This window comes from Pseudonocardia sp., from assembly GCF_050246655.1.
In the GTDB taxonomy this organism is placed as follows: domain Bacteria; phylum Actinomycetota; class Actinomycetes; order Mycobacteriales; family Pseudonocardiaceae; genus Pseudonocardia.
This window is the reverse complement of sequence record NZ_JBFWVQ010000080.1, coordinates 17,217-28,227: the sequence shown is the minus strand read 5'-3', so window position 1 is coordinate 28,227 and position 11,011 is coordinate 17,217. Positions and strand designations below refer to the sequence as shown.

Below are 11,011 nucleotides of genomic sequence, written 5' to 3'. Positions count from 1 at the left end.
CGCATGACCGCCACGGAACCCACCACGATCCCGCTCACCGTGCGCGCCGCGTGCCCGCACGACTGTCCCGACACCTGCGCCATGCTCGTCACCGTCGAGAACGGCAGGGCCACCGAGGTCCGCGGGGACCCGGACCATCCGTTCACCCGCGGCGGCCTGTGCGTCAAGGTCAACAACTACCCGGACAAGGTCTACAGCCCCGACCGGCTGCTGTACCCGATGCGCCGCAGCGGCCCGAAGGGCAGCGGTCGCTTCGAGCGGACCACGTGGGAGGCAGCACTCGACGAGATCACCACGCGCTTCCGGGACGCGATCGACACCCACGGCCCCGAGACGATCATGCCGGTGAGCTACCTGGGCACCCAGGGCATGCTCAACGGGCTCAACGTCGGCGACCCGTTCTTCAACAAGCTCGGCGCGACGATCTCCGAGCGCACGTACTGCGACTCCGGCTCCTGCACCGCCTACACGATGACCATCGGCGCCACCGCCGGCGTCGACCCGGAGAGCCTCGTGCACTCCCGCTACATCGTGATCTGGGCCTGCAACATGGTGTCGACGAACCTGCACCTGTGGCCGGTCGTGGCCGAGGCGCAGCGGCGCGGAGCGAAGGTCGTCGTCATCGACCCGGTGCGCCACCGGACGGCGAAACGTGCGGATTGGCACATCCCGATCCGCCCGGGCACGGACGGTGCCCTGGCCATGGCGATGATGCACGTGATCATCACCGAGGGTCTGACGGACGAGGAGTACGTCCGCGACCACACCGTCGGCTTCGACGAGCTGGCGCAAAGGGTGCAGCAGTACACCCCGGAGTGGGCGGCGGAGGAGACCGGCATCCCCGCCGAGGACATCCGCACGCTCGCCCGCGAGTACGCGACGTCGAAGCCGTCGGTGATCCGCATCGGCGTCGCGATCGAGCGGCACGCCGGGGGCGGGCAGACCGTCCGCTCCATCGCGTGCCTGCCGTCGCTCGTCGGGGCGTGGCGCGAGGTGGGCGGGGGGCTGCTGCAGCTCCCGCTGTGGGCGCACCCGGTGAACTGGGGCGCGTTCATGCGCCCGGACCTGCAGACGCCCGGCACCCGGATCGTCAACCAGTTCCTGCTCGGCCGGGCGCTCACCGGCGAGCTGGAGCTGGACCCGCCGATCACCGCGATGATGGTCTACAACTCCAACCCGATGGTCGTCTGCCCGGAACAGGAGAAGATCGCCCGCGGGCTGGCCCGGGAGGACCTGTTCACCGTCGTGAGCGACCACGTCCTCACCGACACGGCCCGCTTCGCCGACATCGTGCTGCCGGCGACGACGCAGCTCGAACAGCTCGACATCATGTGGAGTTGGGGCCACTTCTACGTCGCACTCAACACACCCGCGGTGCAGCCGCTCGGCGAGGCGATCCCCAACACGGAGCTGTTCCGCCGCCTCGCCGCCCGGATGGGCTTCACCGAGGGCTGCTTCACCCGCACCGACGAGCAGATGGTCGCCGAGGCGTACGACTGGTCGGCGCCCGCCATGGCGGGCATCACCGTCGAGTCGCTGCGCGAGACGGGCTGGGCGCGGCTGAACCTGCCCTCGCGCGACGAGTACGCGCCCCACCGCGACGGCGGCTTCCCGACGCCGTCGGGGAAGACGGAGTTCCGCTCGTCGATCGAGAACAACTTCGTCGTGCCGCTGTTCCGGCAGGGCTCGAACGAGCACCAGCCCGGGGACCCGATCGACCCGGTGCCGCACTACATCCCGCCGCGGGAGAAGTCCGACGCCGTGCACCGGCTCAACCTCATCTCACCCAAGTCGCACGCCTACCTCAACTCCAGCGCGGGTGACCAGGCCGCGCAGAAGCGCGTGCAGGGCGAGCAGGCCGTCACGATCCACCCGGCGGACGCCGACGAGCGCGGGATCGTCGACGGCCGTTACGTGCGCGTGTTCAACGACCGCGGTCAGTTCGTCGCCCTCGCGAAGGTGAGCGACGAGGTGGCGCGCGGGGTCGTCGTCTGCCCGATGGGGGCGTGGCCGAAGAACACCAAGGACGGCGCGACGGTGAACGCCGTGAACCCGTTCCGGTTCGCCGATCTCGGCAACGCGCCGACGTTCTCGGACACGAAGGTGGAGATCGAGGCCGTCTGAGACGCGAGCCCCCGCCCACCCCCGAGCGAACGGCCCGTACGGGAAGACCTATTTCCCGTACGGGCCGTTCGCGCGAAATACGGCGGCGGGACGCGCGGGTTCGCCGCTGCGGAACGCGCGCCTGTCCCGGCTCCCCGGGCGCACCTAGCGTCCCGGGACCATGCAGCGCAGCACCGACCGCATCCTCACCACCCACGTCGGCAGCCTCGGCCGCCCCCGGGACCTGCTGGAGATGCTGCGCGAGCGCGAGCACGGCCGTCCCTACGACGCCGCGGCCCTCGACGCGCGGATCACGGGCGCGGTGGCCGAGATGGTGGCGGCACAGGTCGACTGCGGCATCGACGTCGTCACCGACGGCGAGATGAGCAAGGTCAGCTTCCTCACCTACGTCAAGGACCGGCTGGCGGGCTTCGACACCGGCCGCGGCGAGAAGCTGATGCCGCCCTCCTGGCAGGTGGAGATCGACCGCTTCCCCGAGTACTACGCCCTCTACCTGGGCAAGTACACCGAGCAGGTCTCTCCGATGACGACGATGGTGTGCACGGGGCCGGTCTCCTACGCCGGGCACGAGCAGCTCAAGACCGACATCGCGAACCTGCGCGCCGCGATCGCCGCCGTCCCGGCCGCGGCGGTGACGGAGGCCTTCCTTCCGTCGACGAGCCCGTCCGGGTTCGGGCGCAACGAGTACTACGCCACGCACGCCGAGTACCTGTCGGCGGTCGCGGAGGCGCTGCGCGAGGAGTACCTGGGGATCGTCGACGCCGGGTTCCTGCTGCAGGTCGACGATCCGTGGCTGATCGAGTACCTCTCCGAGAATCCCGCCACCACCCCCGACCAGCGCCGCCGGGACGCCGAGCTGCACATCGAGATCCTCAACCACGCCCTGCGCGGCATCCCGCAGGAGCGGATCCGGCTGCACACCTGCTACGGGCTCAACCACGGCCCGCGCATCCACGACATCGACTTCCGCGACGTCGCCCCGCTCATGCTCAAGATCAACGCGGGCGCGTACTCGTTCGAGGTGGCCAACCCGCGCCACCAGCACGAGTGGAAGATCTGGCGCGACATCCCGCTGCCCGACGGCAAGATCCTCATTCCCGGGCTGCTGGGGCACGCCACGAACTACGTCGAGCACCCCGAGCTCGTCGCGGACACGATCGAGCTGTACGCCGGGATCGTCGGGCGGGAGAACGTCATCGCGGGCGCGGACTGCGGGTTCTCCTCGCGGGCGTCGTTCCAGCCGGAGGTGCACCCGACCGTCGCGTGGGAGAAGTTCCGGGCGCTCTCGCAGGGGGCACGCCTGGCCTCGGAGCGCCTCTTCCACTGACGGCCCTGACGGCCCTCGCGCTCACCCCACAGGCCCAGCGTCCAGCGCGGCCAGCAACCCGGCGGCGTGCGCGGCCCCGTCACCCGCCCCGGAGGCCGCGTACCAGCGGTCGGCGCGCACCAGAAGCTCGCGCGCGCCCGCCCGGTCGCCCGCCGAGAGCAGGACCTCGGCCAGTGCGACGCGGGCCACGGCGAGCAGCCGCAGGTCGCCCTCCCGCTCGGCGGCGGCGACGGCGACGCGCAACGTGGTGGCGGCGGCCGGATCCCGACCGCCGTGCTGGGCCCGGCCGAGGTTCGTCAGGTGCAGGGCCGCGGCCCCGGGGAAGCCGTGGTTCTCCGCCGACCGCGCGGCCCGTGCGTGGTGCTCCGCGGCGTCGGCGAAGCGCTGCTCGGCCTCCGCGATGCGGCCGAGCGCGCCCTCCGCGTGCAGGAGCGCCCAGGTGTCGCCGAGCGGGACGAGGAGGCGCAGCGCCTCCTCGCAGGCGGCCCGTCCGGCGGCGGTGTCGCCGACGGCGAGGTGGGCGAACGCCGAGAGCAACACGCTCCCACCCTCCTCCCAGGTCTCGCCCCGGGACGCGAACGCCTCGCGGCAGCGCTGCAGCTCGCGCAGGGACTCGGCCGGACGCCCCTCCTGCTGCAGGACGAAGCCGCCGTACCAGCGCGCCAGGTCGGCGAGCGGCTCGCCGCCGGTGAGCAGGCCGGTCGCCGTGTCGAGGGCGGTGCGGGCCGCGACCAGGTCCCCGGACATCGCCTCGTGCCAGCTCTCCAGGAGCAGCGCGCGCACCGTCAGCTCCGAGGGTGCCGTCGGCGCGGCGAGCCGGGCGGCGCGCAGCCGGGCGGCGGCGCCGGGGTCGTCGAGCAGGACCCAGGCCCACCCGAAGCCGACCGCGATGCGCAGCCCCGTGACGGGATCGTGCGACCGGGCGCGCGCCAGCGCGACGTCGATGGTCGCCCGTTCGGCGGCGGTGGTGGCGACGGCCGCGCCCTGGCCCGGTCCGCGGATCCGGCCGGTCACGGTGTCGGCGAGGCGGGCGACCCAGTCGAGGACGGCGTCCGCGGCGACGTCACCCGCTCCCGCCGCGGCGGCCCGGTCCAGGGCGAAGGCGCGGACGCTGTCGAGCAGGCGGTAGCGCGTGGCTCCCGCTCCGGGTTCCGCGGTGGCGAGGGACCGGTCGACGAGGCGCTCCACGACGTCGAGCGCCGACGCGGCGGGCACGTCCAGCGCGGCGAGGACGTGCTCGATGCCGGACATCGTCGCCCCGCCGGGGAACTGGGCGATCGCCCACAGCCCGCGCTGGTCGTCGGGGAAGAGCAGGTCGTAGCTCCAGGACAGCGCCGCGGCGAGGGTTCGCAGGCGCGCAGGCCGCGCCGAGGTGGGATCGGCGAGCAGGGTGAAGCGGTCGTCGAGGCGCTGGGCGATCTCGGACACGGACAGGATCCGGGTGCGGGCCGCCGCGAGCTCGATGGCCAGCGGCAGCCCGTCCAGGGCCCGGCACAGCGACGCCACGGCCGGCGCGGTCCGCGCGGTCAGCGCGAACGACGGCCTGCGCCGGGCGGCATGCTGCGCGAACAGGGCCACCGCGTCGGGCTCCGGCAGCGGGGCGAGAAGCTGGACATGCTCGGTGTCGAGGCCGAGCGGGCGCTGGCTCGTGGCGAGGACGCGCACCCGGGGCGCCGTGTCGAGCACCTGCGCGGCGAGCCCGGCCGCAGCCGGGAGGTGCTCGCAGTTGTCCAGGACGAGCAGGAGTTCCGCGCCGCGGAGGTCCTCGACGCCGCGCACGCCCGGGACGGCCTCGGCGAGCGCGGCCGGCAGCTCCGCCGCGGTGCGGACGCCTTCCAGGCGCACCAGCCACGCCCCGTCCCCGGCCGGGCCGAGCTGGGCGGCCTCGATCGCGAGGCGGGTCTTGCCGACGCCGGCCGGGCCCACGAGCGTGACGAGCCGGTGGGCGTCGAGGGTCGCCCGCAGCGCCTCGAGGTCCGCGGTCCGGCCGACCAGCGGTGCCGCCGGGGCGGGCACGTTGCCGGGCGCTGGCGCCGGCACGGACGGGGACGGGGCCCCGTCGCCCGGTCCTCGGCCCGGCGCAGGATCCAGGGCGGGGTCCTGGACGAGCACCAGCCGCCCGACGGCCGCGAGCTCCGGACCGGGATCGACACCGAGCTCGTCGGCGAGCAGCGCCGTCACCCGGCGGTGCGCGGCCAGCGCGTCGGACTGCCGCCCCGCCCGGTACAGGGCGGTGACCAGCATCGACCACAGCCGCTCGCGCAGCGGATGAACCGCGACGAGCGCCTCCAGCTCGCCGGTGACCTCGCCCGCCGCGCCCAGGGCCAGCCGCGCGGCGAGCTCGTCCTCGACCATCTGCAGGCGAGCCTGTTCGAGCCGCCCGCGGTGGGGCACGACCCAGCTCGCCACACCCGCGGCGGGCAGCACCTCGGCGCCGAAGAGTGCGAGGCCCTCCCGGCAGGTCGCCGCGGCCGCCGCGGGGTCGCCCCCGGCGAGCAGCGCCGACCCGGCGTCGGCCAGCCGCAGCGCCTCCAGCGCGTCGACGGCACCCGGCGCCACGGCGAGGGTGTAGCCCGCGGCGCCACCGGGCAGCAGCGCCGGGTCGCCGAGGGCGCGACGCAGCTGCGAGACCTTGGCCTGGAGCGTGTTGCGCCGGGTCGCCGACGGTCCGGACCACAGCTCGTCGAGGAGTCGTTCGGCGCGGACCCGGCGGCCCGCGTCGAGCGCGAGCCTCACCAGCAACGCGCTGGTCAGACCGCCGGGCACGGCAATGACCGCGCCGTCGCGGCGGACCTCGACGCGCTCAAGGACCGCGACCTCGATCATCCGGCAGAGCATAGGCGCGCGGGGTCGACGCCGGTGCCGTCAGCGCGTCGTCAGGTCGTCGTCAGCTCGCTGACGACGCTTCGGGATGTGGACACCGAACGGCTCGTCCTGCGCCTCGTCGCAGGCGACGCAGCAGCGATCGATGTGCTCGTCGACCGCGCCGCCACCAGCGACGACCCGGTCGTGCTCGTCGCCGCCGCGCTCGTGGTCCCGTCCTGGCGGGCCCTCCTGGAACGTGCGGCCACGGCCGCGGGCACCGCGCGCGACCGCCAGCTCGTCGCGATCGCGACCGCGCACCTGGCAGGCGACGGCCAGCGAACGCTCCTGCTCGCCCGCGACCACCTGGCCGATCACCCCGGCAGCCTGCTCGCCGCGCACATCGCCGCACAGGCGTCCGTCCCGCACACCGACACGAGAGGAACCCAGCGATGACCCCGCGGACCACCGCCGCGCTGATGATCACGGCCGCCGTGCTCGTCAACGTGGCCTTCACCGGCCTCGCCACCGTCTTCGACTACCCCGACGTCCTCAAGCACCCCGCGGCCGACGTCCTCGCGTCCTTCCGCGCCACCCGGGCGGCCGTGACCGGGTGGTTCCTCGCGCTGGCCCTCGGCGCGGCGATGCTCGCTCCCATCGCGGTGGGGGTCGGCAGGCTCTCGTCGTCGCGGCCGATGCGCTGGGCGGTCCCCGTCGGGATCGCGGCCGCGGCAGTGCAGGTCGTGGGCCTGCTGCGCTGGCCGCTGCTGGTGCCGGGATGGGCCGCCACCGCCGCGGGCGACGATCCGGCCGCGGCCGCCGCCGCCCGCGAGGCGTTCGGCACCGCGAACCGCGTGCTCGGCACGATGATCGGCGAGACCGGCGGCTACGTGCTCACCGCGGCGTGGACGGTGCTCGTCCTCGCAGCGCTCGGTACGGCGTTCGCCGGTCGCTGGTTCGTCGTCCTCGGGGGCGGATCGGCATTCCTGGTCCTCGTCGGCGTGCTCTCCCCGTTGGACCTGCCGGTCATCGACGCGGCCAACTTCGTGGGCTACGTCCTGTGGAGCGGCTGGCTCGTGGCCTTCGCGGTCGTGCTCCTGCGCCACGTTCCACGGACGAGCGCGTCGAGGCTCGACGAGCGCCATGCCCACCCCGGACGGTGATCACCCGTGCCGCGACCCGCGGTTCACCCCCGCGTGAGCAGCGACCGCAGGAAGAACCCCACGTTCGCCGGCCGCTCCGCCAGCCGGCGCATGAAGTAGGCGTACCAGTCGGTGCCATAGGGCAGGTAGACGCGCACCCGCTCCCCCTCGGCGGCCAGCTCCTGCTGCGCCCGGGGCCGCACGCCGTAGAGCATCTGCAGCTCACGGGGCTCGCGGCTGCGGGCAAGGTCGATCATCGCCGGGTCGTGGGTGGCCACCATTGGGAGCCCGCCGCCCGCGGCGAGGACGTCCAGGCAGCGGGCGAAGGAGGCACGCACCTCGTCCGGGTCCCGGTACGCGACGGACGCAGGCTCGTCGTAGGCGCCCTTGCACAGCCGCACCCGCGAGCCGGGGTGGGCGAGGTCGCGGCAGTCCGCGAGCGTCCGCCTCAGCTGGGACTGGACGACCGCGCCCACCCAGGGGTGGTCCGTGCGCAGCTCGCGGACCGTCGCGAGGGTGGCGTCGGTGGTGGTGTGGTCCTCCATGTCGACGGTGACGGTCGTGCCCGCCGCCGCTGCCGCGGCGCAGACCGCCCGGGCGTGCTCCAGCGTGACGGCCTGCGCGTCCCGCTCCAAGGCCTGCCCGAGCGCGGAGAGCTTCACCGAGACCTCCGCCCGGTCGGCGAGCCCCGCATCGCGCAGCCGGGCGATCAGCACCCGGTACTCCCCCACGGTGGCCCGCGCGCCCGCCCGGTCCGTGACGTTCTCGCCGAGGTGGTCGACCGTGACGAGCCGGTCCGCGACCAGCTCGCGTACGACGGCGAGCACGTCGTCCACGGTCGTGCCTGCGACGAACCGGGTGACGATCGCCCGGGTGGGCCCGCGCTCCACCAGGGCGCGCACGCGCGGGGAGCGGGAGGCGGCGAGCAGGGCCGTCCGGAGCATGCAGCCGACGGTAGGGCGCGCCTACTCTCGGGACCACCGCAGCCCCCGGGAGGAGGCCCACATGGACGCCGGCACCCGTACCCCCCTGCCGCGCAACGAACCGGTCCGCGACTACGCACCCGGCTCGACCGAACGCGAGTCGCTGTTCGCCGCGGTCGCCGCGCAGGCGGCCCGCACCATCGAGCTGCCCGCCACGATCGACGGCCACCGCCAGCGAGGCGGCGGGGACCGGTTCGACGTGGTCGCGCCGCACGACCACGCCAGAGTGCTCGGGGTGAGCGCCCACGCGAGCGGGACGCAGGCCAAGGCCGCCGTCGACGCCGCGCTGCGGGCCGCGCCCGCCTGGCGCGACCTCGGGTTCGACGAGCGGGCCGCCGTCGTGCTGCGCGCCGCGGACCTGCTCGCGGGCCCCTGGCGGGACAAGCTCAACGCCGCGACGATGCTCGGCCAGTCCAAGACCTGCCACCAGGCCGAGATCGACTCCGCCTGCGAGCTGATCGACTTCTGGCGCTTCAACGTCGCGTACGGCCACCGGATCCTCACCGAGCAGCCCGAGTCCTCCCCCGGCGTGTGGAACCGGCTCGACCACCGTCCGCTGGAGGGCTTCGTCTACGCGATCACGCCGTTCAACTTCACCGCGATCGCCGGCAACCTCCCGACCGCACCCGCGCTCATGGGCAACACCGTCATCTGGAAGCCGTCGCCGACCCAGACGCTCGCCGCGTGCCTCACGCTGGAGCTGCTGGAGGAGGCCGGCCTGCCGCCGGGCGTGATCAACCTGTTGCCCGGCAACGGTTTCGACATCTCCGACGTGCTGCTCGCGGACCGGGCGCTCGCCGGGATCCACTTCACCGGATCGTCCGCGACGTTCCAGCACCTGTGGCACCGGGTCGGGGCGAACATCGGCTCCTACGCCACGTACCCGCGGCTGGTCGGCGAGACCGGCGGCAAGGACTTCGTGCTGGCCCACCCCTCAGCGGACGTGGACGTGCTGCGGGTGGCGCTGGTGCGCGGCGCGTACGAGTACCAGGGGCAGAAGTGCTCGGCGGCGTCGCGGGCGTTCGTGGCGCGCTCGGTCTGGGAGCGGCTGCGCGACGACCTCGTCGCCGAGGTGGACGCCCTGCCAATGGGCGACGTCGCCGATCCGGCGAACTTCCTGGGTGCGGTGATCGACCGTCGTGCCTACGACAAGGTCACCGCGGCGCAGCGGATGGCCGTGCGCGACGACCGCCTGCACGTCCTCGCCGGCGGGACCGCCGACGACTCGGTGGGCTGGTTCGTCCGGCCGACGCTCGTGGTCGGCGACGACCCCACGCACGAGATCTTCGCGACCGAGTACTTCGGCCCGCTGCTCGCCGTGCACGTCTACGAGGACTCCGCGTGGGACGACGTCCTGCGCGGCATCGACGGCGGCTCGCCCTACGCGCTCACCGGCGCGGTGATCGCCCGCGACCGGACGGCGATCGCGCAGGCCGCCGAGCGGCTGCGGTTCACCGCCGGCAACTTCTACGTCAACGACAAGCCCACCGGGGCCGTCGTCGGGCAGCAGCCCTTCGGCGGGGCGCGCGCGTCCGGCACGAACGACAAGGCCGGCTCGATGCTCAACCTGCTGCGCTGGGTGAGCCCGCGGACGATCAAGGAGACGTTCGTGCCGCCGACGTCGGTGCGCTACCCGTACCAGGGTTGACCGTCGAGAACGACGTTAAGCTGATCAACTGGGCTTGTTGATCAGCACAACGTCGTTCTCGACGGGGGTCGGCGCGCCACCGAGACCCAGGGCAACGCCGAGCGCGACCACGGCGGCCCCCGCCCACACCGTCGGCCCCGGCACGGCCCCGCCGAGCAGGACGCCGCCCGCCGCCGCCGTCACCGGGACGACGCCGGTGAACAGGCCGGCCCGCCCCGCGCCGATCCGGCCGACCGCGGAGTACCAGAGCACGAACGCGAGTGCCGTCACGACCAGGGCGAGGTGGGCGGCGGCGAGCAGGTCGTCCGCGCGGAGGGTGAGCGCCGCGCCTCGGCCCTCGACGACGAGCCCGAGCACCGCGAGGCCCACCGCGCCCATCCAGACCGCGTGCAGCGACACCGCCCACGGACCCAGCCGGACCAGCACCGGCACCGCGAGCAGCGTGAACGCGCACTCGGTCGCCAGCACGAGCGACGCCCAGCCGATCCCCGCCGCGTCCGTACGCCCGCCGCCCTGCACGAGCGCCGCGCCCACCGAGACGACGAGCGCCCCGCACACGACCGCCGGGGTCGGACGCCGACCCGCCGCGAGCGGGCCCACCACCGCCAGGACGAGCGGGACGGCGGCGATCGCCACCCCGATCACCGCGGGCTCGGCGTGCGCGACTCCGCGCACGACGCCGACGTTGAACAGGATCAGGCCGGTCGTCGCGATCCCGGCGAGCCACGCCCACTCGGCGCCACGGGGCCTGGGCAGCGGGCGCCCGGTGGCCAGGGCCATGGCGAGCAGCACCGCCGCCGCGAGCAGGTAGCGCAGCGCCTGCGTGGTGAACAGCGGCGCGTCCACCAGCACCGTCGACACCGCCACGCTGCTGCCCACGCAGACCATCCCCGCCATCGCGAGGAGCGCACCTCTCGTCATGGCCTCGACCATGCGCCACACTTGGTTCTCCTGCCAGGACCAAACGCGCGGCGAAGAATCAGAC

The 11,011-nt window shown here is 74.1% G+C and carries 8 protein-coding genes; 5 read left to right on the top strand and 3 right to left on the bottom strand.

Annotated features, from left to right (window positions below; genetic code table 11):
* Positions 1-3 precede the first annotated feature (3 nt).
* Both AB7J25_RS21790 and AB7J25_RS21785 read left to right on the top strand, forming a co-directional pair.
* Positions 4-2,124, top strand: coding sequence for a molybdopterin-containing oxidoreductase family protein (locus AB7J25_RS21790; protein ID WP_428511534.1), 2,121 nt, complete (start codon positions 4-6; stop codon positions 2,122-2,124).
* 160 nt (positions 2,125-2,284) lie between these two features.
* Positions 2,285-3,451 (top strand): cobalamin-independent methionine synthase II family protein, encoded by a 1,167-nt coding sequence (locus AB7J25_RS21785; protein ID WP_428511532.1) that lies wholly within the window; start codon positions 2,285-2,287, stop codon positions 3,449-3,451.
* Positions 3,452-3,472: 21 nt separating this feature from the next.
* On the opposite strand, the gene AB7J25_RS21780 is transcribed toward AB7J25_RS21785, so the two are convergent.
* Positions 3,473-6,277 (bottom strand): AfsR/SARP family transcriptional regulator, encoded by a 2,805-nt coding sequence (locus AB7J25_RS21780; RefSeq protein WP_428511530.1) that lies wholly within the window; start codon positions 6,275-6,277, stop codon positions 3,473-3,475.
* Positions 6,278-6,364: 87 nt separating this feature from the next.
* Here AB7J25_RS21780 and AB7J25_RS21775 point away from each other — a divergent pair, with 87 nt between their 5' ends.
* On the top strand, positions 6,365-6,709 hold the full coding sequence (locus tag AB7J25_RS21775) for a hypothetical protein (protein ID WP_428511528.1): 345 nt from the start codon (positions 6,365-6,367) through the stop codon (positions 6,707-6,709).
* A complete protein-coding gene (locus AB7J25_RS21770; RefSeq protein ID WP_428511526.1) occupies positions 6,706-7,416 on the top strand; it encodes a DUF4386 domain-containing protein in 711 nt (236 codons plus the stop codon). The genes AB7J25_RS21775 and AB7J25_RS21770 overlap by 4 nt, the downstream gene beginning before the upstream one ends.
* 23 nt (positions 7,417-7,439) lie before the next feature.
* Here the strand turns inward: AB7J25_RS21770 and AB7J25_RS21765 are convergent, their stop codons facing one another.
* Entirely contained in the window at positions 7,440-8,339 is a 900-nt protein-coding gene (locus AB7J25_RS21765) for a proline dehydrogenase family protein (protein ID WP_428511524.1), read from the bottom strand.
* A 61-nt stretch (positions 8,340-8,400) separates the two neighbouring features.
* On the opposite strand from AB7J25_RS21765, the gene pruA reads away from it, so the two are divergent.
* On the top strand, positions 8,401-10,026 hold the full coding sequence (gene pruA, locus AB7J25_RS21760) for an L-glutamate gamma-semialdehyde dehydrogenase (RefSeq protein ID WP_428511522.1): 1,626 nt from the start codon (positions 8,401-8,403) through the stop codon (positions 10,024-10,026).
* Between the two features lie 24 nt (positions 10,027-10,050).
* On the opposite strand, the gene AB7J25_RS21755 is transcribed toward pruA, so the two are convergent.
* A complete protein-coding gene (locus tag AB7J25_RS21755) occupies positions 10,051-10,947 on the bottom strand; it encodes a DMT family transporter (protein ID WP_428511520.1) in 897 nt (298 codons plus the stop codon).
* Positions 10,948-11,011 lie beyond the last annotated feature (64 nt).

What these genes read in the sequence shown, in the direction of transcription:
- AB7J25_RS21755 (WP_428511520.1), bottom strand. Translation starts at nt 10,947, where the DNA reads ATGACGAGAGGTGCGCTCCTCGCGATGGCGGGGATGGTCTGCGTGGGC.
- AB7J25_RS21785 (WP_428511532.1), top strand. Translation starts at nt 2,285, where the DNA reads ATGCAGCGCAGCACCGACCGCATCCTCACCACCCACGTCGGCAGCCTC.
- AB7J25_RS21790 (WP_428511534.1), top strand. Translation starts at nt 4, where the DNA reads ATGACCGCCACGGAACCCACCACGATCCCGCTCACCGTGCGCGCCGCG.
- AB7J25_RS21770 (WP_428511526.1), top strand. Translation starts at nt 6,706, where the DNA reads ATGACCCCGCGGACCACCGCCGCGCTGATGATCACGGCCGCCGTGCTC.
- pruA (WP_428511522.1), top strand. Translation starts at nt 8,401, where the DNA reads ATGGACGCCGGCACCCGTACCCCCCTGCCGCGCAACGAACCGGTCCGC.
- AB7J25_RS21765 (WP_428511524.1), bottom strand. Translation starts at nt 8,339, where the DNA reads ATGCTCCGGACGGCCCTGCTCGCCGCCTCCCGCTCCCCGCGCGTGCGC.
- AB7J25_RS21780 (WP_428511530.1), bottom strand. Translation starts at nt 6,277, where the DNA reads ATGATCGAGGTCGCGGTCCTTGAGCGCGTCGAGGTCCGCCGCGACGGC.